The sequence below is a fragment of the Simplicispira metamorpha genome (assembly GCF_004341365.1).
GTDB lineage: Bacteria > Pseudomonadota > Gammaproteobacteria > Burkholderiales > Burkholderiaceae_C > Simplicispira > Simplicispira metamorpha.
The window spans coordinates 1-26,058 of sequence record NZ_SLXH01000005.1 but is presented as its reverse complement, the minus strand read 5'-3'; the positions used below and the strand labels follow the sequence as shown (position 1 = coordinate 26,058).

28 protein-coding genes and 1 pseudogene are annotated in these 26,058 nt (G+C 64.4%); 16 read left to right on the top strand and 13 right to left on the bottom strand.

All coding sequences use genetic code 11. The features are described from left to right. Positions 1 to 67 precede the first annotated feature (67 nt). A complete protein-coding gene (locus EV674_RS03895) occupies positions 68 to 1,132 on the bottom strand; it encodes a homocysteine S-methyltransferase family protein (RefSeq protein ID WP_119012084.1) in 1,065 nt (354 codons plus the stop codon). 180 nt (positions 1,133 to 1,312) lie between these two features. Here EV674_RS03895 and EV674_RS03890 point away from each other — a divergent pair, with 180 nt between their 5' ends. Both EV674_RS03890 and EV674_RS03885 read left to right on the top strand, forming a co-directional pair. Next, positions 1,313 to 3,325 carry a hypothetical protein gene (locus EV674_RS03890; RefSeq protein ID WP_193552664.1) on the top strand — a complete coding sequence of 671 codons (2,013 nt, stop codon included), beginning with the start codon at positions 1,313 to 1,315 and terminating at the stop codon, positions 3,323 to 3,325. Positions 3,326 to 3,383: 58 nt separating this feature from the next. Beyond that, positions 3,384 to 3,620 (top strand): addiction module antidote protein, encoded by a 237-nt coding sequence (locus EV674_RS03885; protein ID WP_119012083.1) that lies wholly within the window; start codon positions 3,384 to 3,386, stop codon positions 3,618 to 3,620. A 23-nt stretch (positions 3,621 to 3,643) separates the two neighbouring features. Here the strand turns inward: EV674_RS03885 and EV674_RS03880 are convergent, their stop codons facing one another. After that, positions 3,644 to 3,880, bottom strand: a complete 237-nt coding sequence (locus tag EV674_RS03880) for an FmdB family zinc ribbon protein (protein WP_119012082.1) — start codon at positions 3,878 to 3,880, stop codon at positions 3,644 to 3,646. Between the two features lie 225 nt (positions 3,881 to 4,105). Between EV674_RS03880 and recQ the strand changes: the two genes are divergently transcribed. From recQ to queC, 3 genes are all read left to right on the top strand, one after another. Continuing rightward, positions 4,106 to 5,971, top strand: a complete 1,866-nt coding sequence (recQ, locus tag EV674_RS03875) for a DNA helicase RecQ (RefSeq protein ID WP_119012081.1) — start codon at positions 4,106 to 4,108, stop codon at positions 5,969 to 5,971. 42 nt (positions 5,972 to 6,013) lie between these two features. Continuing rightward, positions 6,014 to 7,213, top strand: coding sequence for a threonine ammonia-lyase (locus EV674_RS03870; protein ID WP_119012202.1), 1,200 nt, complete (start codon positions 6,014 to 6,016; stop codon positions 7,211 to 7,213). A 119-nt stretch (positions 7,214 to 7,332) separates the two neighbouring features. Then, positions 7,333 to 8,058 (top strand): 7-cyano-7-deazaguanine synthase QueC, encoded by a 726-nt coding sequence (queC, locus tag EV674_RS03865; RefSeq protein ID WP_119012080.1) that lies wholly within the window; start codon positions 7,333 to 7,335, stop codon positions 8,056 to 8,058. 2 nt (positions 8,059 to 8,060) lie between these two features. Here queC and EV674_RS03860 read toward each other — a convergent pair whose 3' ends face one another. Next, positions 8,061 to 8,315 carry a hypothetical protein gene (locus tag EV674_RS03860; protein ID WP_132750360.1) on the bottom strand — a complete coding sequence of 85 codons (255 nt, stop codon included), beginning with the start codon at positions 8,313 to 8,315 and terminating at the stop codon, positions 8,061 to 8,063. Between EV674_RS03860 and EV674_RS03855 the strand changes: the two genes are divergently transcribed. Next, positions 8,299 to 10,173: a phosphoenolpyruvate carboxykinase (GTP) gene (locus EV674_RS03855; RefSeq protein WP_119012079.1), complete on the top strand. Its 1,875-nt coding sequence runs from the start codon at positions 8,299 to 8,301 to the stop codon at positions 10,171 to 10,173. The genes EV674_RS03860 and EV674_RS03855 overlap by 17 nt on opposite strands. A 151-nt stretch (positions 10,174 to 10,324) precedes the next feature. Here the strand turns inward: EV674_RS03855 and EV674_RS03850 are convergent, their stop codons facing one another. Further along, positions 10,325 to 10,927: a lipocalin family protein gene (locus EV674_RS03850; RefSeq protein WP_119012078.1), complete on the bottom strand. Its 603-nt coding sequence runs from the start codon at positions 10,925 to 10,927 to the stop codon at positions 10,325 to 10,327. 294 nt (positions 10,928 to 11,221) lie between these two features. On the opposite strand from EV674_RS03850, the gene EV674_RS03845 reads away from it, so the two are divergent. Together EV674_RS03845 and EV674_RS03840 are read left to right on the top strand one after the other, a co-directional pair. Beyond that, the gene (locus EV674_RS03845) at positions 11,222 to 12,067 is read left to right on the top strand and encodes a metallophosphoesterase (protein ID WP_119012077.1); all 846 of its coding nucleotides are present in this window, start codon (positions 11,222 to 11,224) and stop codon (positions 12,065 to 12,067) included. A 39-nt stretch (positions 12,068 to 12,106) separates the two neighbouring features. Then, complete coding sequence (locus tag EV674_RS03840) at positions 12,107 to 12,529, top strand: universal stress protein (RefSeq protein ID WP_119012076.1); 423 nt, start codon at positions 12,107 to 12,109, stop codon at positions 12,527 to 12,529. A gap of 73 nt (positions 12,530 to 12,602) precedes the next feature. Here EV674_RS03840 and EV674_RS03835 read toward each other — a convergent pair whose 3' ends face one another. After that, complete coding sequence (locus EV674_RS03835) at positions 12,603 to 13,226, bottom strand: TetR/AcrR family transcriptional regulator (RefSeq protein WP_119012075.1); 624 nt, start codon at positions 13,224 to 13,226, stop codon at positions 12,603 to 12,605. A 200-nt stretch (positions 13,227 to 13,426) separates the two neighbouring features. Between EV674_RS03835 and EV674_RS03830 the strand changes: the two genes are divergently transcribed. Next, the gene (locus EV674_RS03830; protein WP_241524870.1) at positions 13,427 to 13,870 is read left to right on the top strand and encodes a flavin reductase family protein; all 444 of its coding nucleotides are present in this window, start codon (positions 13,427 to 13,429) and stop codon (positions 13,868 to 13,870) included. A 35-nt stretch (positions 13,871 to 13,905) separates the two neighbouring features. On the opposite strand, the gene minE is transcribed toward EV674_RS03830, so the two are convergent. From minE to minC, 3 genes are read right to left on the bottom strand one after another with little or no spacing between them, the layout of a single operon-like run. Beyond that, positions 13,906 to 14,169, bottom strand: a complete 264-nt coding sequence (minE, locus tag EV674_RS03825) for a cell division topological specificity factor MinE (protein WP_119012073.1) — start codon at positions 14,167 to 14,169, stop codon at positions 13,906 to 13,908. A gap of 7 nt (positions 14,170 to 14,176) precedes the next feature. Continuing rightward, positions 14,177 to 14,992: a septum site-determining protein MinD gene (gene minD / locus EV674_RS03820; RefSeq protein ID WP_119012072.1), complete on the bottom strand. Its 816-nt coding sequence runs from the start codon at positions 14,990 to 14,992 to the stop codon at positions 14,177 to 14,179. 43 nt (positions 14,993 to 15,035) lie between these two features. Beyond that, positions 15,036 to 15,803 (bottom strand): septum site-determining protein MinC, encoded by a 768-nt coding sequence (gene minC / locus EV674_RS03815; protein WP_119012071.1) that lies wholly within the window; start codon positions 15,801 to 15,803, stop codon positions 15,036 to 15,038. Positions 15,804 to 15,935: 132 nt separating this feature from the next. On the opposite strand from minC, the gene EV674_RS03810 reads away from it, so the two are divergent. Beyond that, positions 15,936 to 16,850, top strand: coding sequence for a DMT family transporter (locus EV674_RS03810; protein ID WP_119012070.1), 915 nt, complete (start codon positions 15,936 to 15,938; stop codon positions 16,848 to 16,850). A gap of 55 nt (positions 16,851 to 16,905) precedes the next feature. Here the strand turns inward: EV674_RS03810 and uraH are convergent, their stop codons facing one another. Together uraH and EV674_RS03800 are read right to left on the bottom strand one after the other, a co-directional pair. Further along, positions 16,906 to 17,319, bottom strand: coding sequence for a hydroxyisourate hydrolase (uraH, locus tag EV674_RS03805; RefSeq protein ID WP_119012069.1), 414 nt, complete (start codon positions 17,317 to 17,319; stop codon positions 16,906 to 16,908). 55 nt (positions 17,320 to 17,374) lie between these two features. Next, positions 17,375 to 17,908 (bottom strand): GlcG/HbpS family heme-binding protein, encoded by a 534-nt coding sequence (locus EV674_RS03800; RefSeq protein ID WP_119012068.1) that lies wholly within the window; start codon positions 17,906 to 17,908, stop codon positions 17,375 to 17,377. 148 nt (positions 17,909 to 18,056) lie between these two features. Between EV674_RS03800 and EV674_RS03795 the strand changes: the two genes are divergently transcribed. Then, positions 18,057 to 18,728, top strand: a complete 672-nt coding sequence (locus tag EV674_RS03795) for a heavy metal response regulator transcription factor (RefSeq protein WP_119012067.1) — start codon at positions 18,057 to 18,059, stop codon at positions 18,726 to 18,728. Beyond that, on the top strand, positions 18,725 to 20,092 hold the full coding sequence (locus EV674_RS03790; RefSeq protein WP_119012066.1) for a heavy metal sensor histidine kinase: 1,368 nt from the start codon (positions 18,725 to 18,727) through the stop codon (positions 20,090 to 20,092). The genes EV674_RS03795 and EV674_RS03790 overlap by 4 nt, the downstream gene beginning before the upstream one ends. A 41-nt stretch (positions 20,093 to 20,133) precedes the next feature. Here EV674_RS03790 and EV674_RS17895 read toward each other — a convergent pair whose 3' ends face one another. Then, positions 20,134 to 20,256 (bottom strand): hypothetical protein, encoded by a 123-nt coding sequence (locus EV674_RS17895; RefSeq protein ID WP_277749416.1) that lies wholly within the window; start codon positions 20,254 to 20,256, stop codon positions 20,134 to 20,136. Here EV674_RS17895 and fahA point away from each other — a divergent pair. The 4 genes from fahA to EV674_RS03770 all read left to right on the top strand — a co-directional run bounded on the left by fahA (position 20,255) and on the right by EV674_RS03770 (position 25,302). Beyond that, positions 20,255 to 21,604 (top strand): fumarylacetoacetase, encoded by a 1,350-nt coding sequence (gene fahA / locus EV674_RS03785; protein ID WP_119012065.1) that lies wholly within the window; start codon positions 20,255 to 20,257, stop codon positions 21,602 to 21,604. The two genes, EV674_RS17895 and fahA, sit on opposite strands and share 2 nt — an antisense overlap. Before the next feature lie 169 nt (positions 21,605 to 21,773). After that, positions 21,774 to 23,078, top strand: a complete 1,305-nt coding sequence (locus EV674_RS03780; RefSeq protein WP_119012201.1) for a solute carrier family 23 protein — start codon at positions 21,774 to 21,776, stop codon at positions 23,076 to 23,078. Between the two features lie 106 nt (positions 23,079 to 23,184). Further along, complete coding sequence (locus EV674_RS03775) at positions 23,185 to 24,702, top strand: acetyl-CoA hydrolase/transferase family protein (RefSeq protein WP_119012064.1); 1,518 nt, start codon at positions 23,185 to 23,187, stop codon at positions 24,700 to 24,702. Positions 24,703 to 24,879: 177 nt separating this feature from the next. After that, positions 24,880 to 25,302: a hotdog fold thioesterase gene (locus EV674_RS03770; protein WP_119012063.1), complete on the top strand. Its 423-nt coding sequence runs from the start codon at positions 24,880 to 24,882 to the stop codon at positions 25,300 to 25,302. Positions 25,303 to 25,352: 50 nt separating this feature from the next. On the opposite strand, the gene EV674_RS03765 is transcribed toward EV674_RS03770, so the two are convergent. Together EV674_RS03765 and EV674_RS03760 are read right to left on the bottom strand one after the other, a co-directional pair. Continuing rightward, on the bottom strand, positions 25,353 to 25,805 hold the full coding sequence (locus tag EV674_RS03765) for a bacteriohemerythrin (RefSeq protein ID WP_132750359.1): 453 nt from the start codon (positions 25,803 to 25,805) through the stop codon (positions 25,353 to 25,355). 46 nt (positions 25,806 to 25,851) lie between these two features. Next, positions 25,852 to 26,058, bottom strand: a pseudogene (locus EV674_RS03760) (methyl-accepting chemotaxis protein); the annotation flags it as partial.

Genomic DNA, 26,058 nt, shown 5'->3' with positions numbered 1-26,058 from the left:
AGATAATCAAAAACGATAGCTGCTCGCGCGCTCTGCGCAAGGGCTGGAGGCCGTTTTGGCCTAAAAATCAGGCTTGCGCCGGGTAGAACATCTTGCGCCCCGGCACCTGCGCCACGGCGCTGGCGATGGCGCCGATGTGGTCGGGTGTGGTGCCGCAGCAGCCGCCCAGAATGTTCACCAGCCCCTCGGCGGCGAACTCGTGTACCAGGCGGCTGGTGACTTCGGGCGTCTCGTCAAAGCCGGTGTCGCTCATGGGGTTGGGCAGGCCGGCGTTGGGGTAGCAGCTGATGAAGGTGTCGGGCGCGGCCTTGGCCAGCTCCTGGATGTAGGGGCGCATCAGCGCCGCGCCCAGCGCGCAGTTCAGGCCCACGGCCAGCGGGCGCGCGTGGCGCACGCTGTGCCAGAAAGCGGTGACGGTCTGGCCGCTCAGAATGCGCCCCGAGGCGTCGGTGACGGTACCGCTGATGATGAGCGGCAGGCGCTCGCCGGTTTGGTCGAACACTTCCTCGATGGCAAACAGCGCCGCCTTGGCATTGAGCGTGTCAAAAATCGTCTCGACCAGCAGCACGTCGGCGCCGCCCTCGATCAGCGCTTCGGTCTGCTCGAAGTAGGCCGCACGCAGCTGCTCGAAATCGACATTGCGCGCGCCGGGGTCGTTCACATCGGGGCTGATGCTGGCGGTCTTGGGCGTGGGGCCGAGGGCGCCAGCGACAAAGCGCGGCTTGTCGGGCGTAGAAAACTTGTCGCAGGCGGCGCGCGCCAACTGCGCCGAACGCAGGTTCATCTCGCGCGCCAGGTGGGCCATTTTGTAATCTTCCTGCGCAATCGTGGTGGCGCCGAAGGTGTTGGTTTCGATCAGGTCGGCACCGGCGGCCAGATACCGTTCGTGGATGTCGCGGATCACGTCGGGGCGCGTGAGACTGAGCAGCTCGTTGTTGCCCTTGACGTCGCGCGGGAAGTCTTTGAAACGGTCGCCTGCGCCATCGGGGCCGCTGTAGCCCTCGCCCCGGTACTGCGCCTCGCCCAGCTTGAAGCGCTGGATCATGGTGCCCATGGCGCCATCCAGGATGGCGATGCGTTGGGCCAGGATGGCAGGGAGTTGGGCGGCGCGGGTGTAGTGAAGGGCTTGCATGGGGGCGATTGTAGAAAGGCAGGGGCTACCAGCTCAGCTGCTTGTCCCTGGAGCCTCGGTCAGGTGCATTTTGATTCGATTGACTGAAGCGTCAGAGAATTGAGCTCAAGATATCGGGGAGCATTCGTCTTGGACGCACCACGGAACAGGCATCTAAAGCCAAGCAACGGAGGAGACCAGATGGGTAGTAAGAATTTCGATCTCAACATTGAGCAGATCTTGGAAAACTGGGAAGTTCGCCATGCCATCAGGGAGGTGATAGCCAACGCACTTGATGAGCAGATTCTGACAGGCACGGCTTCCGTGAGTATCGAGAAGCGCGGAGCATCCTGGATCGTTCGAGACTTTGGGCGCGGCATTCGTTACACCCATCTGACACAGAACGAGAACCAAGAGAAACTTGAGAGCCCTAACGTTATTGGGCGCTTTGGTATTGGACTGAAAGATGCGCTTGCTACCTTCGAGCGCCACGACGTCCGGGTGAAGATCAGATCGCGGTTTGGGACGATACACACGAACAAATCGGCCAAGCACGGATTTGGTGACATCCTGACTTTGCACGCAGTTATTGAGGATCCTGTGGATCCTTCATTCGTCGGCACTGAATTTGAACTCACCGGCGCCGAGGACAGCGAGATGAAGGCAGCGAAGGCGCTATTTCTGAAGTTCTCCGATGAAAACCTGCTGGATACAACGCGGTTCGGCCAGATCATTACTTGCCATTCTGGACCCAGTGCGATTTACATCAACGGTGTGAAGGTAGCTGAAGAAGCCAACTTTCTCTTCTCGTACAACATCACGGTCTTGAATGCTGCGATCAAAAAAGCTATCAATCGGGAACGCTCTCATGTGGGGCGTACTGCCTACACTGATAGCGTCAAGAAGATTCTTCTTGCATCTTCTAATGGTGAGGTAGCCCGCAAGCTTTCCGACGACATCTCGCGATTCCAGGAGGGCACGATGCATGACGAACTGGCATGGATTGATGTGCAAGAGCATGCTGTCCGCATTGTGAACGCCCAGGGAAAAGTCATGTTGGTGACTGCTGATGAGGCGATGAGGTTTCCTGATCTGATGGATCAAGCGAGGCAAAGCGGCATGACCATCCTGACGATTCCTGAGAACCTTCGGGAAAAAATTGCCGACTCGGTTGACCTCGAAGGTAATCGAATGGTCGATCTGACACAGTTCACCCACATCTACAACGACAGTTTCACATTTGATTTCGTCGAAGTGGGCAAGCTCGACGCGCGAGAACGCGAAATTTTCGACACTGTTCCATTCATCATTGACGCGTACGGCGGCCTGCCTGGCAATGTGAAATCCATCAGGATATCGAACACCATGCGACCAGATCTGATGAGCAACAGCCAAACTCTAGGATGTTGGGATCCAGCAACCTCGTCCATCGTGATTTGCCGAAAGCAGCTTCGCTCATTCGAATCAGTCGCAGGCGTTCTCATCCATGAGATGGTTCACGCAAAGACTGGTTTTTCTGATGTGACACGCGATTTCGAAACCGCACTTACCAACGTTATTGGAAATCTTTGTCTTGGCTGGCGGAGGGCTGAGCAGGCTAAGGTGCTTAGTGCCAAATCGACTCCTGGTACGCCTGTTGTGAACTCAACGCAGCCAGCCAATGATGCAATCAGAAACGCTGATGCTTATTCAGAGTTGTCTGTCATACACAAGCGTCAAGCGGCTCAACTCGACGAGGCATTGAGAACGATTGTGCGGTTGCGTTCCGATGTCGAGTCGGAAAAGAAAAGAGCGGCCGATGCTGCTGGTCAGCTTCATCACCTTCAATGCGATATAGAAAAATTTCGCGCAATGCAGAGTGCTAGCACCGCGGTGAGCGCGTCAGCGCCACATGTGCTTGTTGCCAAATCGACTCCTGATACGTCTGTCGTGAACTCAACGCAGCCAGCCAATGATGCAATCAGAAACGCTGATGCTTATTCAGAGTTGTCTGTCATACACAAACGTCAAGCGGCTCGACTCGACGAGGCATTGAGAACGATTGTGCGGTTGCGTTCCGATGTCGAGTCGGAAAAGAAAAGAGCGGCCGATGCTGCTGGTCAGCTTCATCACCTTCAATGCGATATAGAAAAATTTCGCGCAATGCAGAGTGCTAGCACCGCAGTGCGCGCGTCAGCACCACGTCCAGCAAAGCCTTGGTTCAAGTTTTGGTAATTGGCTTATAGGAGGCCAAGGCAGTGAGTTCAGTCGACGGTATCACTGAGCGCACGACATGACCTTATATGCCCGCATGGAGGAGGCGCCAGATGACGCCGCTTTCATTGCCGCCGCACTGGGCGACATTGCCCGCGCCCGTGGCATGAGCCAGCTTGCGCGCGACACCGGTCTGGGGCGCGAAAGCCTTTACAAAGCGCTGTCCGGCGAGGGCAACCCCAGTTTCGGCACCATCCTCAAGGTCATCCACGCGCTGGGGCTCAAGCTCACGGCCACCCCGGCGGGGCCGTCCTGAGGCTGGGCGCACCGCTGCCCCATTCAGTGCATCCCGCCAAACCCGCAGCCGCCCGGCCCGTTGGCGTTGGGGCAGGCGCCGCAGCTGCTGGGTGGCAGGGGTGTTGACTGGGCCGATTCGCTGCTGCTGGTGGCAAACACCGAGAGCTGCTTTTCCAGGTGCAGCGAGTGGCAGGCGGGGCATTCGGGCACGGTGCTGGAGCGCACCAGGGCTTCAAAGGCGTGACCGCAGTCGTGGCAGGCGTATTCGTAGATGGGCATGGCAGAGGTCAGAGAAGGTTGTATCAAGGGGCGTGGCACCCCGGGTGGGTATTTTCGGCGCGCGGGGCGCGGTTGCAAAGCGGCGGCTGTGGCCCGCCAGCCCAGTCCACAATACGCCCCTGCCCTGGCGGTGCGCGCTGTGCCTGCTGCCGTCAAAATACCAGTCCAATCGGCCTCCAGCGCCCGCCCGGTGTGCGCTGGCAGCTATCAAAACAAGAGTCCACTGTGTCTGCTGCGCTTTCCGTTCTCCACGGCGTTTTTGGCTACCCCGCGTTTCGCGGGCCGCAGGAGGCCATCGTTGACCACGTGATCGCTGGCGGCGACGCGCTGGTGCTCATGCCCACGGGCGGGGGCAAATCGCTGTGCTACCAAGTGCCCGCCATCGTGCGCCAGCAGCAGGGGCGCGGCGTGACCATCGTGGTCTCGCCCCTGATCGCGCTCATGCACGACCAGGTCGGCGCGCTGCACGAGGCCGGGGTGGATGCGGCCTTTCTCAACTCCACGCTCGACTGGGAGCAGACCCAGGACGTGGAGCTGCGCCTGCAAACCGGCGCCATCACGCTGCTGTATGCCGCGCCCGAGCGGCTGACCACGCCGCGCTTTCTGGGGCTGCTGGACGACTTGTACCAACAAGGCCACCTCTCCTTGTTTGCCATCGACGAGGCGCACTGCGTCAGCCAGTGGGGGCACGACTTCCGGCCCGAGTACCGCGCGCTGTCCATCCTGCACGAGCGCTACGCCGGGGTGCCGCGCATTGCGCTCACGGCCACCGCCGACGCGCTCACGCGCGCCGACATCATTGAGCGTCTGCGCCTGGAAGAAGCGCAGCTGTTCATCAGCAGCTTTGACCGGCCCAACATCCGCTACACCATCGTCGAGAAAAAAGACGCCACCACGCAGCTCTTGCGCTTTATCGAGCGCGAACACGCGGGCGATGCGGGCGTGGTCTATTGCCAATCGCGCAAGCGCGTCGAGGAGCTGGCCGCCACGCTGGTAGAGGCGGGCATTGCCGCCCTGCCCTACCACGCTGGCCTGCCTGCCGACGTGCGCCAGCAAAACCAGAACCGCTTTTTGCGCGAAGAAGGCATCGTCATGGTGGCCACCATCGCCTTTGGCATGGGCATAGACAAGCCCGACGTGCGCTTTGTAGGCCATGTGGACATGCCCAAAAACATCGAAGGCTATTACCAGGAAACGGGCCGCGCGGGCCGCGACGGTCTGGCCGCCGATGCCTGGATGGCCTATGGCTTGCAGGACGTGGTGAACCAGCGGCGCATGATCGACGAGAGCCCGGCGGGCGAAGAATTCAAGCAGGGGCTGCGCGGCAAGCTGGACGCCCTGCTGGGCCTGGCCGAGGCCACCGACTGCCGCCGCGTGCGGCTGCTGGCCTACTTTGGAGAGGCGTCCGAACCCTGCGGCAACTGCGACAACTGCCTGCACCCGCCCGAGGTGTGGGACGCCACCGATTGCGCGCGCAAGCTGCTGTCCACCATTTACCGCGTCCACCAGAGCAGCGGCATCGGCTTTGGCACCGGCCACATCATGGACGTGCTGCGCGGCAAGAAGACCGAGAAGGTCGAGCAGTTTGGCCACGACAAAATCTCCACCTTCGGCATTGGCGCCGAATTTACCGAGCCGCAGCTGCGCGCCGTGCTGCGCCAGCTGCTGGCCACCGGCGCGGTGGGGCTGCACAAAGTGCTGCTTGAGAGCGGCCACAGCTTTGACACCCTGTGCCTGACCGACGCCTCGCGCACGGTGCTGCGCGGCGAAGTGCCGGTGCGCCTGCGTGCCTCCACCGCCGCCGCCAGCGGGCGCGACCGCAAACGCCGCAGCCCCGCTGGCACGCTGCCTGCTGCCGCCGCCAACCTGGGCCAGGACGCGCAGGTGCGCTTCATCAACCTCAAAGCCTGGCGCGCCGAAGTGGCGCGTGAGCATGGCCTGCCCGCGTATGTGATTTTTCATGACGCGACGCTGGCGGCCATTGCCCAGCTGCAACCGCGCACGCTGGCCGATTTGCAGGGCATCAGCGGCATGGGCGCGAAAAAGCTCGAAGCCTATGGGGCCGATGTGCTGCGGGTGTGTGGGGGGTAGCTGCGCTGGCGCGCCGCGCTGCCCGGCACTACCATGGCGCGCATGATTTCTCTCCAAGACATCCGTGACGCCGCTGTGCGTCTGCAAGGGCAGGTGCTCGATACGCCCTGCGTCGAATCGAAAACGCTCTCGCAGATCGTGGGGGCGCAGATTTTTCTGAAGTTCGAGAACCTGCAGTTCACTGCCTCGTTCAAGGAGCGCGGGGCCTGCAACAAGCTGGCGCTGCTCACGCCCGAGGAGCGCGCGCGCGGCGTGGTGGCCATGAGCGCGGGCAACCATGCCCAGGGCGTGGCCTACCACGCGCAGCGCCTGGGGCTGCGCGCTGTCATCGTCATGCCGCGCTTTACGCCCAGCGTGAAAGTCGAACGCACGCGCGGCTTTGGCGCCGAGGTGGTGCTGCACGGCGACACGCTCGAAGAGGCCCGCGCGCACGCCTACGCCCTGGCCGATGCCCAGGGCCTGACCTTTGTTCACCCCTACGACGATCCCGCCGTGGCCGCAGGCCAGGGCACGCTGGCGCTGGAGATGCTGCGCGCCGTGCCCGATCTGGACACGCTGGTGGTGGCCATTGGCGGCGGCGGGCTGATGGCGGGCGTGGCCACGGCAGCCAAAGCGCTGCAGCCGGGCATCGAGATCATCGGCGTGCAGGCGGCGCGCTTTCCGGCCATGGTCAATGCCATTCTGGGCACGCACCACCCGCAGGGCACCTCGACCATTGCCGAGGGCATTGCCGTGGGCACGCCGGGCACGCTGACGCAGGAGGTCATCCGCCGCCTGGTGGATGATTTTCTGCTGGTGGACGAGGGCGATATCGAACAGGCCGTGCTGATGCTGCTGGAGATCGAGAAAACCCTGGTCGAGGGCGCCGGTGCCGCCTCGCTGGCGGCGCTCTTGCGCTACCCCGAGCGGTTTCGCGGCAAGCGCGTGGGCCTGGTGCTGTGCGGCGGCAACATCGACCCGCTGCTGCTGGCCGCCATCATCGAGCGCGGCATGGTGCGCTCGGGCCGGCTGGCGCGTGTCCGCGTCAGCGCGCGCGATGTGCCCGGTGCGCTGGCGCGCATCACCGCCGCCGTGGCCGATACCGGGGCCAACATCGAAGAAGTCCACCACCAGCGCGCTTTTACGCTGCTGTCGGCGCAAAACGTCGAGATCGAACTGGTGCTGCAAACGCGCAGCCAGGCCCATGTGGCCGAGGTGCTGGAGCACCTGCGCGCTGCCGCGCTGGAGGCGGTGCTGGTCTGAGCGCGGCCAGCGCTGCACAGTGCAGTGCCCCGGCGCCCCACAGGCCATCCGGCCCTTTTGTCAATCACCGCCCTGGCCGTACGTGCCGGGGCTCACATCTATCTTGCGAGGAATACCCCATGCGCCCCGGACACGCTTTGGTTCTTTTTTCTGGAGGCCAGGACTCCACCACCTGCCTGGCCTGGGCACTCACGCACTTTGCCCACGTCGAAACCATCGGCTTTGACTACGGCCAGCGCCATGATGTGGAGATGCGTGTGCGGCTGCAGGTGCTGCAATCGCTGCGCGCGCAGTTTCCGCATTGGGCCGAGCGGTTGGGTGAAGACCATGTGGTGGACTTGGCCGTGCTGGGCCAGATCAGCGACACGGCCCTGACGCGGGACACCGCCATCGCCATGACGGCTGCGGGCCTGCCCAACACCTTTGTGCCGGGGCGCAACCTGCTGTTTTTCCAACTGGCGGCGGCGGTGGGCTACCGGCGCGGCCTGCACACGCTGGTGGGCGGCATGTGCGAGACGGATTTTTCTGGCTACCCCGATTGCCGTGACGACACCATCAAGGCGTTGCAGGTGGCTGTGTCGCTGGGCATGGGCCAGCGCTTTACCTTCGAGACGCCGCTGATGTGGCTGGACAAGGCGCAAACCTGGGCACTGGCGCAGCAGCTCGGTGGCGATGCGCTGGTGGCCACCATCGTGGCGCAATCGCACACCTGCTACGAGGGCGTGCGTGACGTGCTGCACGCCTGGGGCTATGGCTGCGGCACCTGCCCGGCCTGCGAACTGCGCCGCGTGGGCTACGAGCGCTGGCGGGCCGCAGAGACCGGGAAGCCGATTGCAGGCGCATAACCTCATGCACGGTTTGCATACTTTTGCCCACTGTCTGACAGACAAAAGTGCGGCAGATTCATAAAATCGACATCCCAGCCGACCCGCGCCATTTGTAAAGCTGCCTTGCCTGCGGGCAGCTTCATTCTCTTGCCGCCCGCCGATAGCGTTCCAAGCCGTTTTTTCAAAGACCGCACCTGAGCCCGCGCCAGGGTGCGTTTTCTTTGAAAAACCGGTTTTTTAATTGAAGGAAGCTCCCCGATGAACGCCCCCTCCATGCAAGGTCTGGATATTCAGGCCCCCGCCTACGTCAAGAACGCCAAGCTGATCGCCTGGGTTGCCGATATGGCTGCACTGTGCAAGCCCGACAGCATCTACTGGTGCGACGGCTCGCAGGAAGAGTACGACCGCCTGTGCCAGCAGCTCGTCGATGCAGGCACCTTCAAAAAGCTCAACCCCGCCAAGCGCCCCGGCAGCTTCCTGGCCTGGTCTGACCCATCCGACGTGGCCCGCGTTGAAGACCGCACCTACATCTGCTCCGAGAAGAAAGAAGACGCCGGCCCGACCAACAACTGGATGGCCCCCGCCGACATGCGCGCCACGCTGCAACCGCTGTTTGACGGCTGCATGAAGGGCCGCACCATGTACGTGGTGCCGTTCTCCATGGGCCCGCTGGGCAGCCACATCGCCCACATCGGCGTGGAGCTGACCGACAGCGCCTACGTGGCCGTGAACCAGAAGCTGATGACCCGCATGGGCAAGGCCGTGTACGACGTGCTGGGCGTGGAAGGCGAATTTGTGCCTTGCATGCACACCGTGGGCGCCCCGCTGGCCGCTGGCGAAAAAGACACCACCAGCTGGCCCTGCAACCCCAGCACCAAGTACATCGTTCACTACCCCGAAACGCGCGAAATCTGGTCGTATGGCTCGGGCTACGGCGGCAATGCGCTGCTGGGTAAAAAGTGCCTGGCGCTGCGCATCGCCTCGACCATGGGCCGTGACCAGGGCTGGCTGGCCGAGCACATGCTCATCCTGGGCGTGACCAATCCCGAGGGCAAGAAGTACCACGTCGCGGCCGCCTTCCCCAGCGCCTGCGGCAAGACCAACTTCTCGATGCTGGTGCCGCCCGAGGCCGGTTTTGCGGGCTGGAAGGTCACCACCATCGGTGACGACATCGCCTGGATCAAGCCCAACGCCGACGGCAAGATGTACGCCATCAACCCCGAAGCCGGTTACTTTGGCGTGGCCCCCGGCACCAACATGCACACCAACCCCAACTGCATGCGCAGTCTGGACAAGAACGTGATCTTCACCAACGTGGCCCTCACGGACGACGGCGATGTGTGGTGGGAAGGCATGGAAAAAGACACCGGTGCCGTGCCCGAGCACCTGATCGACTGGCAAGGCCGCGACTGGACGCCGCAGATTGCCAAAGAAACCGGCGCCAAGGCCGCCCACCCCAACTCGCGCTTTACCGTGGCCGCCACCAACAACCCGGCGCTGGACGCGCAGTGGGACGATGCCAACGGTGTGGCCATTGATGCCTTCATGTTCGGTGGCCGCCGCTCCACCACGGTGCCGCTGGTCACTGAGGCGCGCACCTGGATGGAAGGCGTGTACATGGCCGCCACCATGGGCTCTGAAACCACCGCTGCCGCCTTTGGCGCTCAGGGCGTGGTGCGCCGCGATCCGTTCGCCATGCTGCCGTTCTGCGGCTACAACATGAGCGACTACTTCCAGCACTGGCTGGACATGGAGCACAAGCTCGAAGCCACGGGCCACTCGCTGCCCAAGATCTTCTGCGTCAACTGGTTCCGCAAGGGTGAAGATGGCAAGTTTGTCTGGCCCGGCTACGGCGAGAACATGCGCGTGCTCAAGTGGATGATTGACCGCATCGAAGGCCAGACCAGCGGCCAGGACACGGCGCTGGGCATTGCCCCGCAGTACAGCGAAATCAACTGGACGGGGCTGGACTTCTCGGCAGCGCAGTTTGGCACCGTCACCAGCATCGACAAGGCCGCCTGGGCCGACGAGCTGCAACTGCACAGCGCCCACTTCGAGCAGCTGGCTTACCACCTGCCGCAAGAGCTGCTGCAAACCAAGGCTGCCCTTGAGCAGCGTATTGCCGCCCTGTAATCCACCGCGCGCGCCGCTGGCGCCTGCCCACAAAAAGCCGCTCTGCCGCCTTGTGCTGCCGGGCGGCTTTTTTGTAGGCGCTGGTGGGAGGGGCTGGCGGTGGCCATGCGTCCGGGCCAAGGGCGCATGACGCTTTGGGGCGCAGCCGCAGTCAGTCCTGCGGCGAGGTTTCGAGCCGACCCAGGTCAAAGCCCATGCCCGCCAGCCGCTGCAGCAGGGCCTGGTAGGCGGCGGCATCGACTTGCGGCGTTCTGGCCAGAATCCACAGGTACTCTTTTTTCGGCTCGCTCACGGCCACCAGTTGGTATTGCGCGTCCAGGTCGATCACCCAGTAATCACCCCACACCCCGGGCAGCCAGCCCAGCCACGCCGGGGCAAAGCGCACCTGCAATTGGGCGGAGGTGGCTGCGCCCAATTGCCGGGCCACGCCCATGGCTTCGTTCAAGACACCGTTTTGCAGTCTGCAGCGGTTGATGACCTGCACCGTGTCGTCTGGCTGCAGCCTGTATTGGGCTTGTGTGGCGCCGGTGCATTTCTTCTGGAACCAGTTGGGGTATTTGGCAATTTCAAACCAGGTGCCCATGTAGCGCGGCAGATCGAGCGTGGCGATGGGGTGCAGGGCGCCGGTGCTGGCGGATGCGGCGGGCACAGATGCGGCGCTGCTGGCGTCGGTGTCGGCGGCCAGGGCGCTGAGGCAGCCCAGACTGAGCAGTGCAGCCAGCGCCGGGGCGGTGAAGGAGAGGGGGGGGTACATGGGCGGGAGCGGCCTGTAGGGTGGCTGGCAGCCATTCTAGCCAGCCGATGCCAATTTTGAAGACAAAACAGCCGCCAGCCCTTATGCAGCAAGCGCGATAAGCTATTCAATTTATAGCAGATCAAGAGCGGCGCGCTGCCCTGTGGGGCGGGTGGGCCGGATGGCAGCCCGTGGCGCAGACGCTTTGCCTGCCAAGGCGGTGCAGCCAGCAGGCCCGATGCCGTGTGGCCGCCCGGTGCGCCACAGCAAAGGCAGAATCCTGCGCACGCCCTGTTTTGCCCTGACCCCATCCCAATGAAAATCCAGCTGCTCTCTGACCTGCACCTCGAAGTCCACCCGCACTTTGCCCCCGAACCCGCCCCCGGCGCCGATGTGCTGGTGTTGGCGGGCGACATCGGCTCGTACCAAAGCGGCTCGCTGCTGTCCGATGGGGACTTTGGTCTGGCGCGGTTTTCTCCGCTACCGCAGTTTGCGGGCTGGCCCACGCCGGTCATTTTTGTGCCGGGCAACCACGAGTACGACGCCCAGGATTTTGATGCCGCCCACCTGCGCCTGCGCCGCGCCTGCGACCGCCTGGGCCTGCACTGGCTGGAGCGCGAAACGCTGGTGCTGGACGGGGTGCGCTTTGTCGGCACCACGCTGTGGAGCGACTTTGATGCGCTGGCTGAGCACGAGCGCTGCACCGACCTCACACGGCGCCTGCGCCTGCGCGACAAGGCCTTTCGGGCGGCCAATTTCTACCTGCGCAAAACCGGCGGCACGCGCGGCGGAGAGCCATTTCTGGCCGAGGCCCTGCGTACCCAGGCGCTGACTTGCCAGGAGTGGCTGGGCGCGGCCCTGGCCCAGCCGTTTGCCGGGCCCACCGTGGCCGTGACGCACTTTGCCCCCAGCCTGCGCAGTGCCGATCCGCGCTACGGCCTGGTGCCGGGCACGGCGGGTTTTTGCAATGCACTGGACGATTTGCTGGCGCATGCGCAGCTGTGGCTGCACGGCCACCTGCACACACCCATTGACTACACCGTGCAAGGAACGCACCCCGGTGGCGCGCCCTGGCAGTGCCGGGTGGTGGCCAATCCGCTGGGCTATGCCCGTAAAGCCGAACAGGAAAGCTTCTTGCCGCAGTGCTGCGTCACCGTATGATGTTTGGCACGCCTTGACCTTTCATTTTCGGAGAAAAGCATGAACATTCTGTTGGCCGTTGACGGCAGCCCCTACACCAAAAAAATGCTGGCCTATCTGGCTGCCCACGAAGAACTGCTGGGCACCATGCACAACTACACCGCTATCAACGTGCAACTGCCCCTGCCCACACGTGCCCGCGCCGCGCTGGACAAGGGCCTGGTAGAAAGCTACTACGAAGAAGAGGCACAAAAGGTGCTGGAGCCCGTGCGCACTTTCCTTGGGCAAAAAGGCATTCAGCTCCAGACCATCAGCAAAGTGGGCCATGTGGGCGAAACCATTGCCGCCGCCGCTGAAGCCGACAAATACGATCTGCTGGTGATGGGCTCGCACGGCCACGGCGCGCTGGCTACCTTGGTGCTGGGCTCCATCACCACCCAGGTGCTGGCCAACAGCCGGGTGCCTGTGCTGGTGGTGCGCTGATCGCGCTGCTGCCTTTCTGTTTGCGCCCCATCCGCGCCGCCCTGCCTGTGTGCAGGGCTTTTTTCTGGCCGATTCAGCGTGCCGCCAGCCCCTGAAAACAGGTGCGCAGCACCAGCGCAATGATTTCTTCGTCTGAGTGCTGCCCGCCTTCTTTCAGAAACCCCACTACCGGGTCGCAGGCGCGGGCGTACAGCGTGTAAAGCACCACCAGCGGGGGCAGCGACGGGTCGAGCACCCCTTGGGCCTGGGCCTGGGTGATCCACTGGCCCACCTGGTCACTCACGGCCACCAGCCCCTCAAGGTAGCTGGGGTTGGCCATCAAGACGGCGCGCAGCGATGAATTGCGGCTGGGCAGCAGCGGCATCTCGTGGGCCAGCAAGCGCTGTAGCGACCAGCGTACCAGCGCTTGCAGCTTGTCCAGCGGCGGTTGCTCGGGTGCCAGACTGTCCAGAAAAGTGCGCAGGCGACCCAAAATCTGCACCATGGCCGCGCAGCACAGCTCTTCCTTGCTACAGAAATGTTTATACAGGCTGGCCTTGGCAATGCCCACGGCCTGGGCCACATCATCCATGGTCATGGCGTCGTAGGCTTTGTCGCTCAACAGGCGGCAGGTGGACTGCAAGATTGCGTCCTCACGCGCCTGGTGCATCTGCTCCTTGAAAGAGACTTTGGGTTGCGGCGTTTGCATGGTTGCCATCTTATTCATTGCGGTTGAAAAATAAATGACAAAGTTGTTTTGCAACCACGTCGTTCATATTGCAAACGGGTCGCTCTGCCCGCGCCCGCAACAGCACAACGATAATGGGCTTCCCTTTTCGATTCCGCCTGCCTGTGTCGCCTTCTGTACTGCCCCGTCCACCCAGTTTTTCTCACCGTGAGTTTCGCGATGCCTTGGGCATGTTTGCCACGGGGGTGACCATCGTCACGGCCCGCAGCGCCGCCGGTGAGTTGGTGGGGCTCACGGCCAGTTCTTTCAATTCGGTGTCACTGACACCACCCCTGGTGCTGTGGAGCCTGGCGCACAAGGCCGCTTCCATGCCGGTGTTTGCCGCAGGATCGCACTACGCCATCAACGTGCTGTGTGCCGATCAGAAGGCGCTGGCCGAGCGCTTTGCCTCGCGCACAGAAGACCGCTGGGCCGGGGTGGCGCACACGCCCGGCGTGAGCGGTGCGCCGCTGCTCGATGGTGCGCTGGCCACGTTCGAGTGCTTCAACCGCAGCCGCTACGACGAAGGCGACCACGTGATTTTTGTCGGTGAAGTGGAGCGCTGCACCCACCGCGCAGACGCCGCGCCGCTGCTCTACCACGGCGGGCGCTTTTACACCGAGCACCCGCTCTGACTGCTGCAAACGGCCTGTGCAGGCCCCGATAGGGGTCAGCGCCCGACTTCGGGCAGCTCGATCTTCACTTCCAGCACCTCCAGGTTTTCCTGGCGTTCCAGGTTGACCTTGATGTCATTGAGGCTGATGGAGACGTATTTGGAGATCACCTCCAGCAACTCGCGTTGCAACGCGGGCAGGTAGTCAGGGATCTCGGCGCTGCGGCCCGTGCGCTCGTGCGCCAGGATGATTTGCAGGCGCTCGCGGGCGACGGTGGCGGAGGTCTTTTTTTCTCCGAGAAACAGGGACAGCAAAGACATGACCAGCCTACCTTCCGCCAAAGATGCGCTTGAAGAAGCTGGGTTTTTGCGCATCCGTGAAACGCAGCGGCCGTTCTTCGCCCAGAAAGCGTGCCACCACGTCCTGGTAGGCCTCGGCCACGTCAGTGCCTTTGAGGTGGATGGCGGGCAGGCCCTGGTTGGACGCTTGCAGCACCGCCTCGGATTCGGGAATCACACCGATGAGCGGAATGCGCAAAATATCCTGGATGTCTTCCAGCGACAGCATGTGGCCATCTTCGACCCGGCCCGGGTTGTAGCGCGTGATCAGCAGGTGCTCTTTGATGGGCTCGCCGCCGTCGATAGCGCGTTTCGTTTTGGAGCCCAGCATGCCCAGAATGCGATCGGAGTCGCGCACCGATGACACCTCGGGGTTGGTGATGACCAGGGCCTCATCGGCAAAGTGCATGGCCATGAGGGCGCCGCTTTCGATGCCAGCGGGCGAGTCGCACACGATGTACTCAAACCCCATGGCTGCCAGGTCTTTGAGCACTTTGCCCACGCCTTCAAGCACCAGCGCATCCTTGTCGCGCGTTTGCGAGGCGGCCAGGATGAACAGGTTGTCGCACTGCTTGTCCTTGATGAGCGCCTGGTTCAAGTTGGCTTCGCCCTGGATGACGTTGATGATGTCGTACACCACGCGCCGCTCACAGCCCATGATGAGGTCGAGGTTGCGCAGGCCGACGTCAAAGTCGATCACGGCGGTTTTGTGGCCGCGCAGCGCCAGGCCCGATGAAAAGGCGGCGCTGGTGGTGGTTTTGCCCACGCCACCTTTGCCAGAAGTCACGACGACAATTTTGGTCATGGGTTGAGATTCCTGTGAAATGGGGGCAGCTGAAAAAACAGGCTCATAGCGGTTCAATGAGCAGTTTTTCGCCATCGAGTCGCACCTGGGCGGGCTTGCCGGCAATCTCGGCAGGTATGGCCACTTCGGTGGTGCGGTAGATGCCGGCAATGGAGACCAGCTGGGGCTCCATGCAGGTCGTAAAAATGCGGGCGCTGGTGTCGCCGCGCGCTCCGGCAATGGCGCGCCCGCGCAGTGGGGCGTAGACGTGGACGTTGCCATCGGCAATCACTTCAGCGCCAAAGCTCACCATGGCCAGCACCACCAGATCAGCGCCGCGCGCATACACCTGCTGGCCCGAGCGCAAGGGCTTGTCCACCACCACGGTGCCGGGGCCCGGGATGGGCACTTCGCGCACCACCTCGACCACCTCTACTGTGTGGGTTGCTTCGGTTGGCGTGGGGGCGGGGTCGGACGGTGTGGGTTGCACACGCGCCGGTGGCGCCTCGGGGGCTGCCACCAGGCCCACAGCGTGCGCCGCTTCCATCTGCGCCGGGCTGCCGCCGCGCACGGCCACGGGCAGCGTGTGGTGTTGGCGCAAGAGGGCCGACACCGCAGCAAAGTCGATGGGTTCGTCGGCATCGCGCACCGGTGCCAGATCAATCAGCACGGGGTCGTTGTCGAAAAAACCGGGGTCGTCTGCCAGGCGCCGGGCCAGGTCTGCAGCCAGCACCTCGGTGTTGGTGGTCTTGAGCACCACAGCCACCACCGGCAGCGAAGCGCTCTTGAGGTCAAAGCTGGCGCGGGACTGGCCCGCAGTGTCAATGGCCATGGGGTGGACTGGTGCGTTAGGGAGGGGCAAAAAAAGATGCGCTCTGAAGGCGCAAAGTGTACCGCGCGCCTGCTGCGGCAGGTGTGTCTGAACATGTCCGCCAGTGCGCTGGTCTGCATTGGATAATGCCGCATGCCTTTTGCCCGCAAATCCCACCTTGATGCCCTGGCGATGTCGCTGTTGTTGGCTTGCTGCCTGTTCTGGGGCTTGCAGCAGGTGCTGGTCAAGGCCACTGTGGCAGAAGTGGCACCGGTGTTCCAGGCTTTTGTGCGTTTTGCCCTGGCCACGCTGGCCCTGGTGCTGTGGTGCCGCTGGCGTGGCATTGCGCTGTGGCGGCGCGACCACGCGCTGGGCCCGGGTCTGTTGGCCGGTGCGTTGTTTGCCGCAGAGTTTGTTTGCCTGTACACGGGGCTGCGCTACACCACCGCCTCGCGCCTGACGGTGTTTTTGTACAGCGCGCCTTTTTGGGTGGCGCTGCTGCTGCCGCATTTTGTGCCCGGCGAGCGCTTGCGGGGCCTGCAATGGCTGGGGCTGGCGGCTGCCTTCATGGGCGTGACCTGGGCGCTGGGCGATGGCCTGTGGGGCGCAGCCCGTGCAGCGCAGCCGCTGGCTTGGCTGGGCGATGTGCTGGGGCTGCTGGGCGGCCTGCTCTGGGCGCTGACCACGGTTGTCATCCGCAGCACGCCTTTGGGCGGCATCGCCCCGGAAAAGCAGCTGTTCTATCAGGTGGCCGTGAGCACGGCGGTGCTGCCGCTGGTGTCGCTGGCGCTGGGCGAGCGCTGGAGCCTGGATATCAGCGCCTTTGCTGCCACCTCGCTGCTGGTGCAGGCGCTGGTCGGGGCGTTTGCCAGCTACCTGGCCTGGATGTGGATGCTGGCGCATTACCCCGCCACGAAAATTTCGGTGTTCGTCTTCCTCACGCCGGTGTTTGCGCTGCTGTTTGGCGCTTGGTGGCTGGGCGAGCCGGTCACGCTGCCCCTGGTGGGGGCGCTGGTGCTGGTGGCCGCAGGGATCGTGCTGGTGAACTGGCGTCCCGCCGCGCGTTGAAGTTCCCTGCGCACCCGCCCGGCACCGGCGATCGCACTGGGCCTGGCGCGCCGCCTCAGTTGCCGCGGTAGGTCGAGAAGCCGTAGGGGCTCAGCAGCAGCGGGATGTGGTAGTGGGGCACGGTGCCATCTGCGGCAAAGATCACGGGCACTTCAGGAAAAAAGGTGCTGGCCTTGTTTTTGGCAAACCAATCGCCGGTCTGGAAGGTGACGCGGTAGGTGCCTTTTTCCATGGCCTTGCCTTCGGGGAAGAGGGCCGTGATGCGGCCTTGCTCGTTGGTGGTGCCGCTGTGCAGGGCTGTCCAATCCTTGCCGCTTTGTTTTTCCAGCAGCACTTTCACGCCCGGCGAGGGCAAGCCGTCTTGCAGGTTGAGCACGTGCACGCTCAGGGGGTTGCCCGCGGCAAAGGCGATGGCAGAAGCACCGCACAAAGCGATGCCAGCGCACAGGGATTTGAAAGAAGAGGTCATGGTCAGGTTTCTTGGGGTTGCGGTTGAGGGAGAAAGCGGGTCAGTCGTCACAAAATCAGGGGGCTGGCGCAGGTGCTGCACTGGGCATCACTTGGGCGATGGCCTGGAGGGCGCAGGCTTCGTCCTGCGCGGCACCGCCCGCGCCGCCCACGCCGATGGCGCCAATCACGTCCTTGCCCATGGTCAGCGGCACACCGCCGCCGATCAGCAGCAAGGAGCCGATGGTGTTGAGGTTGTGCGCATCGGGGTTGGCCCGGGCGTTGGTGGCCAGCAGGCGCGTGGGCGTCTTGGTCGATAGCGCGGTGAACGCCTTGCGTTGCGCTGCCTCGGTGTTGTGCGGGCCCACGCTGTCATCGCGCTGCACGGCGATCAGGTTGCCGCCCCGGTCTACCACCGCTGCCACGGCGGAGCGGCCTTCGGCGTGGCAGGCGGCCAAGGTGGCATGGACCAGCGCATTGGCCAGTGCCAGCGAGACATTGGGCTGGTGTGCGATGGGCGCCGGTGCGGGCGGAGCTGCCAGGGCGCTGGTGGCGGCGCAGGCGCACAGCGCAAAGGCGGTCAAGGTCAGGGGGACAGTGCGCAACAGCATGGGCGGGTTCCTTTCAGGGGCTTCGGACAGCGAAGACCTGTGATGGTGCCCATCCCACCCCGTCAAAACGATGGCACGGGGATTACAAAATTGTCATCCCCGCCCGCACCGAATGCGCCTAACCTTGGCCCCCTGGAGGCATACGCACATGCGCATATTGGTGGTGGAAGACGAGGTCAAGGCCGCAGACTACCTGCGCAAGGCACTGGGCGAATCGGGGTATCTGGTCGAGGTGGCGCACAACGGCATCGACGGCCAGTTTCTGGCGCAGGAGAGCGCGTTCGACCTGGTCATCCTGGACGTGATGCTGCCGGGCATCGACGGCTGGCAGCTGTTGCAGATCATCCGGCGCATCAGCCAGACGCCCGTGCTGTTCCTGACGGCGCGCGACGCCGTGGAAGACCGCGTCAGGGGCCTGGAGCTGGGTGCAGACGACTACCTGGTCAAGCCGTTTTCGTACGCCGAGCTGCTGGCGCGCGTGCGCACCTTGCTGCGCCGGGGGCCGCCGCGCGAGGTGGCCCAGTTCCAGGTGGCCGATTTGCAGCTCGATGTGCTGCGCCGGCGCGTCACGCGGGCGGGCGAGCGCATCACGCTGACCAACAAAGAGTTTGCGCTGCTGCACCTGCTGATCAGCCGCGAGGCCGAGGTGCTCTCGCGCGCGCAGATCGCCTCGCAGGTCTGGCACATGAACTTTGACAGCGACACCAACGTGGTGGATGTCGCCATCCGGCGCCTGCGCGCCAAGGTGGATGACCCCTACCCGCTCAAGCTGATCCACACCGTGCGCGGCATGGGCTACACGCTGGAGGTGCCGGCATGAGGCTGTGGCCGCGCGCGCTGGCCCTGCGGCTGGCGCTGCTGTTTGCCCTGGCCAGTGCCCTGGTGCTGGGCGTGCTGGGCCTGTACCTGTACCAGTCGCTGGAGCGCGAAATTGCCTGGCGTGACGACCAGGCGCTGGTGGGGCGCATCGAGCGCATGCGCGCGCTGCTGGACGACACCGCCAGCATCGAAGCCCTGCAACTGCGCCCCCAGCTCTACGCCAACATGCTGGGCAACCGCGAGAACCTGCTGTGGGTGCTCGACAGTGCGGGCCAGCCGCTCATCGAGGTCAACCCGGCGCATCTGGCCGTGCCAGTGCTGGCGCGCCACGCTGCCGTGCAATTGGGCGAAGGCGGCGGCGCTGTGCCCTCGCGGTTGGCCTGGCTGCATGTGCGCCACGGGGATCGCGACCTGACGCTGGTGGCTGGCAAGCTGCTGGCCGAGCGCACGCAGATGCTAGCCGCCTACCGCACCAAGCTGTGGCTGGCGCTGGGCACGGGCGCGCTGCTGGCGTTTGCACTGGGCTGGGCGCTGAGCCAGCGCAGCCTGCGCCCGGTGCGTGACCTGGCAGCGCGCGCCGCCGCCATCGACGTACAGCACCTGCACCTGCGCGTGGAGGGGTTTGAGCAGGTGCACGAGTTGCAGCACCTGGGCCAGGCCCTGAACCACATGCTGGCGCGCCTGGAGGACGGTTTTGGCCGCCTGTCGCGCTTTTCTGAAGACCTGGCGCACGAGATGCGCACGCCCTTGAACAACCTGCTGGGCCACACCCAGTGGGCCTTGCGCAAAGAACGTCCGCCCCAGGAGTACCAAAGCCTGCTGGCCTCGCACCTGGAAGAGTACGAGCGCCTGGCTCGCATGATCGACAACATGCTGTTTCTGGCCCGCGCCGAGCAGCCCGATGCCGCCGTGGACCGCGCACCCGTCGCGCTGCAAGACACGGTGGCGCAGTTGTGCGACTACTTCGAGGGCATGGCCGAGGAGCGCGGCATCGTGCTGGTCAACGCGGCCCACGGCACGCTGCACGCCGACCCGCAGCTGCTGCGCCGCGCACTGGCCAACCTGATTGCCAACGCCCTGCGCTACGGCAGCGCCGACAGCCCTGTGCGCATCGCCAGCGGGCCATGCGCGGGCGGCACCGAGATCACCGTGAGTAACCAGGGAACCCCCATCGCCCCCGAGCACCTGCCCCGGTTGTTTGACCGCTTTTACCGCTGCGACCCGGCACGCGCGCAGCCGGGCGACTCGGGTGGCTTGGGGCTGGCCATCGTGCGCTCCATCATGCAGCTGCACGGCGGCAGTGTGCGGGTGGACAGCGACGCCAGCGGCACACGCTTTGTGCTGGTGTTTGTGCAGCGCACCTGATGCCGCCGATTCCCCGGCAAAATCCCCCGCTGATTGCCCCTTTAGCCCGGCGCCGCAGGCACCACAATGTGGGCGACAGGTGTCGCGCGCGACACCTGGTACGGCACCGTGGCCCGGCCATCGCCCAAGCCACCCTCTTTTTTACCCAGAAAGTCTGATCGCATGACCGCACTGAACCACACCCACGATCCCGCAGCCCGCAGCTGGGTGGCCTCGGCCAATACGCCCGGCACCGACTTCCCCATCCAGAACCTGCCCCTGGCCGTGTTCCGCCACTACCAGGAAGACGAAGCGTTTCGCGGTGGCGTGGCCATTGGCGACCAGGTGATCGACCTGGCCCGGGTGGTGGTGGTGGGCTGCCTCGAAGGTTTGGCCGCAGAAGCCGCCCTGGCTGGCGCTTACCACAACCTCAACGTGCTGATGGCCCTGGGCCCCAAGGCCTGGCAAGCGCTGCGCCACGGCCTGTTCGACCTGCTCAAGGAAGGCGCTGAAGGCCCCAAGGTCGAAGCCCTGCGCAGCTGCCTGGTGCCGCAAGTGGCCGTGGAGTACAACGTGCCCGCACAAATCGGCGACTACACCGACTTCTACACCTCCGTCCACCACTCGGCCAACATCGGCAAGATCATGCGCGGCGACAACGGCACCGACCCCGTGCTGCCCAACTTCCGCTGGATTCCCGTGGGCTACCACGGCCGCGTCTCCAGCATTGGCGTCAGTGGCCAGGAAGTGCGCCGCCCGTTGGGCCAATACATGCCCGCCGGTGCCACGGCCCCCGAGTTCGGCCCATGCAAGCGCCTGGACTATGAGCTGGAAGTCGGCATGTACATCGGCCAGGGCAACGCGCTGGGCGAGGCCATTGCCCTGGGCGAAGCCGACCAGCACATCTTCGGCATTTGCTTGCTCAACGACTGGTCGGCGCGCGACATCCAGGCCTGGGAATACCAGCCCCTGGGCCCGTTCCTGGCCAAGAACTTTGCCACCACCGTCTCGCCCTGGATCGTGACCATGGAGGCCCTGGCCCCCTACCGTCAGGCCTGGGAGCGCCCCGCTGCCGATCCCAAGCCACTGCCCTACCTCGATGACGCCAGCAACAACGCCGAGGGCGCGCTGGACATCCAGCTCGAAGTGCTGCTGCAAACGCCCCAGCGCACCGCTGCGGGCGCTGGCCCGGTGCGCGTGTCGCAAACGAGCTTCCGCCACCAGTATTGGACGGCTGCGCAAATGGTGGCCCACCACACCGTGGGCGGCTGCAACCTGCAGCCCGGCGACCTGCTGGGCTCGGGCACCATCTCCGGCCCCACGCCCTCCGAGGCCGGCGCCCTGATCGAGCTGACCAAGGGGGGCCGTGAGCCCGTCACCCTGAGCGGCCCTGGCGCCCCCGACGAGCAGCGCGGCTTCCTGGAAGATGGCGACACCGTCATCCTGCGCGGCTGGTGCGAAAAAGCCGGTGCGGCACGCATCGGTTTTGGCGAATGCCGTGGCACCGTGCTGCCCGCCCGCAGCGTGGCCTGAACCACGGGCGCCACACCGTGTGGCATGGTTTTTAGGTCTTTCTGGCCTCAAAGCCACGCACGGTAAGCGCTAACAGCTATTGAATAAATAGCAAAAAACAAGGACGGCATGGCCGTCCTTGTCGCATTTGGGCGTAGCATTTCAGCCTTTCACCATCTGGAAAACCACCATGGGACTGCTGAAATGGCGCGAGAAAAGCGCGGATGTACTACTGCAAGGCGGCGTGATCGGCCCCGACGAGCGCCTGCCCTGGGCGCAAACGGGCGCCATGGGCGTGCAGCACGTGATTGCCATGTTTGGCTCCACCGTGCTGGCGCCCATCCTGATGGGGTTTGACCCCAACCTGGCCATTTTGATGAGCGGCATCGGCACGCTGATCTTCTTTTTGATTACCGGCGGCAAGGTGCCCAGCTACCTGGGTTCGAGCTTTGCCTTCATCGGCGTGGTGATTGCCGCCACGGCCTATGGCGGCAAAGGCCCCAACGCACAAATCGGCCTGGCGCTGGGCGGCATCATCGCCTGCGGCCTGATCTACACGCTCATTGGCGTGGTGGTGCAGGTGCTGGGCACGGGCTGGATCGAGCGCTTCATGCCGCCCGTGGTCACGGGCGCCGTGGTGGCGGTGATCGGGCTGAACCTGGCGGGCATTCCGGTCAAGAACATGGCCGCCAGCAACTTTGACAGCTGGATGCAGGCGCTGACGTTTGTCTGCGTCGGGCTGGTGGCGGTGCTCACGCGCGGCATGGTGCAGCGCTTGCTGATTCTGGTGGGCCTGATCGTCTCCAGCCTGCTGTATGCGCTGCTGGCCAACGGCCTGGGCCTGGGCAAGGCGCTCGATGGGTCGGCGGTGGCAGCGGCGCCGTGGCTGGGGCTGCCCAGCTTCTCGGCCCCCGTGTTCAGCGGCCCGGCCATGCTGCTGATTGCGCCCGTGGTGGTGATTCTGGTGGCCGAAAACCTGGGCCACATCAAGGCCGTGACGGCCATGACCGGCAAGAACCTCGACCAATACATGGGCCGCGCCTTCATTGGTGACGGCATTGCCACCATGGTCAGTGGCGCAGCAGGCGGCACCGGCGTGACCACCTATGCCGAGAACATCGGCGTGATGGCGGCCACCAAAATCTACTCCACCGCAGTGTTCTTGGCAGCGGCGCTGATTGCCGTGCTGCTGGGCTTTTCGCCCAAGTTTGGCGCCGTGATCCAGTCCATTCCGTTGCCTGTGATGGGCGGCGTCTCCATCGTCGTTTTCGGGCTGATTGCCGTGGCCGGGGCCAAAATCTGGGTGGACAACCGGGTGGACTTCTCGGACAACAAAAACCTCATCGTGGCCGCTGTCACGCTCATCCTGGGCACGGGCGATTTCACGCTCAAGTTTGGCGACTTTGCCCTGGGCGGCATCGGTACCGCCACGTTTGGCGCCATCGTGTTGCACGCGCTGCTCAACCGCTCCGGCACCGCCGCGCCGACTCGGTAAAAACCCTGTCAGGGCAAACCCTGATAGCGCAAGGTGTGCCGGATAGAATCCGCAACTTTCGCACGCCGCAGCCTGCGGCGCCCAGCACATCTTGCGGAGTTTTTCCATGTCCTTGGCCGATCGGGTACGCCACCCAGACTTTCTCCAGCGCGTCATGTCAGCCGACGAGGCGGCAGCGCTTATTCCTGCCGGTGCCAATGTGGGCATGAGCGGTTTTACCGGCGCGGGTTACCCCAAGGCGGTGCCCATGGCGCTGGCGCGGCGCATCGAGGCGCTGCACGCCCAGGGCCAGCCGTTCAAGATCGGCCTGTGGACGGGCGCCTCCACGGCGCCAGAGCTGGACGGCGCGCTGGCCAAGGTCGGCGGCATTGAAATGCGCATGCCCTACCAGTCCGACCCGGCCTGCCGCCAGCGCATCAATGCCGGGCAGATGCAGTACATGGACATCCACCTCTCGCACATGGCGCAGTTTGTCTGGTTCGGTTTTCTGGGCAAGCTCGATGTGGCGGTGGTGGAGGTGGCCGGCGTGCTGCCCGACGGGCGCCTGATTCCGTCGTCCTCGGTGGGCAACAACAAGACCTGGCTGGACCAGGCCGACAAAATCATCCTGGAGGTCAACGACCTGCAAAACCCCGGCCTGGAAGGGATGCACGACATCTACTACGGCACCGACCGCCCGCCGCACCGCAAGCCCATCCCCATGACCGCGCCCGATGAGCGCATTGGCGAGCCCTACCTGCGCTGCGACCTGAGCAAGGTGATTGCCGTGGTGCACACCAGCCAGTCCGACCGCAACTCCACGTTTGCCGCACCCGATGCGGTGTCCGAGCAGATTGCCGGGCACATCATCGAGTTCATGCAGCAGGAGGTGAAGCTGGGCCGCCTGCCCGCCAACCTGCTGCCGCTGCAATCGGGCGTGGGCAACATCGCCAACGCGGTGCTGGCCGGGTTGAACCAAGGGCCGTTTGAGAACCTCACCGCCTACACCGAAGTGCTGCAAGACGGCATGCTGGACATGCTGCGCAGCGGCAAGCTGGCCAGCGCCTCGGCCACGGCGCTGTCGCTGAGCCCGGCGGCGCTGGAAGACTTCACGCGCAACATCGACTTCTACCGCCAGCGCATCGTGCTGCGCCCGCAAGAGATCAGCAACCACCCCGAGCTGGTGCGCCGCCTGGGCGTGATCGCCATGAACGCCATGATCGAGGCCGACATCTACGGCAACGTCAACTCCACGCACATCATGGGCACCAGCATCATGAACGGCATCGGCGGCTCGGGCGACTTTGCGCGCAACGGCTACCTGTCGTTCTTCATGACGCCCTCGGTGGCCAAGGGCGGTGCCATCTCGTGCATCGTGCCCATGGCCTCGCACGTGGACCACACCGAGCACGATGTGCAGGTCATCGTCACCGAGCAGGGCTTGGCCGATTTGCGCGGCCTCTCGCCCACGCAGCGCGCCGAACTCATCATCGACAAATGCGCCCACCCGGACTTTCGCCCCGCCCTGCGCGACTACCTGGAGCGCGCGCGCCACAGCGGCGGTGGCCAGCACACGCCGCACCTGCTGCCCGAAGCGCTGTCGTGGCACCAGCGCTTTGTCGAAACCGGCACCATGCGCGGTTGATGCGTTGATGCGTTGATGCGTTGATGCGCTGACGCCCAGCGCCACGCCGCCCCTGCCGCAGTGCCCGCCCCGGCCTGCGGCGCCCCCCGGCCCGGGGGCGCGCAAGTGACAGGGCCGGTGCCCCCTGCGCCAGATAATGCCGCCTTGTTGTGACCCGCCACCGCCTGAAGAAAACCCATGCCGATCTGGAAAAAACCCCTCTCCCTGGCCGCCATCCAACAGTCTGGCGCCAACACCGCCATCTCGCACCTGGGCATTGAAATTACCGAGGTGGGCGATGATTTTTTGCGCGGCCGCGTGCCGGTGGACCACCGCACCAAGCAGCCGTTTGGCCTGCTGCACGGCGGCGTCAGCGTGGTGCTGGCCGAGACGCTGGGCTCCATGGGTGCCAACTACGCCAGCCCCGAAGGCCACCGTGTGGTGGGCCTGGACATCAACGCCAACCACATCCGCGCAGCCACCAGCGGCTGGGTCACGGGCACGGCCCGCGCCGTGCATGTGGGGCGCACCACGCAGGTCTGGCAGATCGACATGGTCAACGACGCGGGTGAACTGACCTGCGTATCGCGCATCACCATGGCCGTGCTGGCGCCGCGCTGATTTCAAGCCAAAACAGCTTCAAGCGCCCGTCCAATGGGCGCAAGCAGCTACTAATTCAGTAGCGCAGCCGGGCGCCGCGAATGCGCCACTGTCCGGCCCTCGCGGTCTTTTTGCCGGATGAAACCCACCATCTCCTTGTCGTAGCGCCGGATGTGCAGCGACAGCCAGTCGCGCAGCAGCGTCGAGAGCTGCGCCGCCACGGTAATGCCCCCGCTTTGGTACTTGGTGCGCAGGCCGTGCAGATCGGCCACAAACAGCGCGTGCCCTTTTTGGTGCTGCTCCAGGTGCGGATAGCCCAGGGCCGCCATCTGCTGCTCTTCGCGCTGGATGTGCTGCACCGTGTCGTGGATCAGCGCCTCCAGCAGCGCGCCCACCACCTCCTGGCCGCGCCCCTCCGTGGTGGCGGTGTGCAGGGCATTGACCTGTTCCACCAGCTTGCGGTGGTCTTGGTCGATGGGGCCGTTGTCGATCACCATGTCATCTGCCCATTGGAAATAAGCCATCTGTGGTTCTCCTGTGTGTGCCAAATCTGCCCCGGCCCCCAGGCGTTCAGCCTGCCAAGGCCCGCTGACCGGACGCGCCGGTCTTGAAAACGCTCACTACCTGCACCAGCGTCTGCGCCTGGTGCTCCAGCGACTGCGCGGCCGCTGCCGCCTCTTCCACCAGCGCGGCGTTGGACTGCGTGACCTGGTCCATCTGCACCATGGCCTGGTTGATCTGGTCGATGCCCGTGGTCTGGTCTTGGCTGGCCAGGCT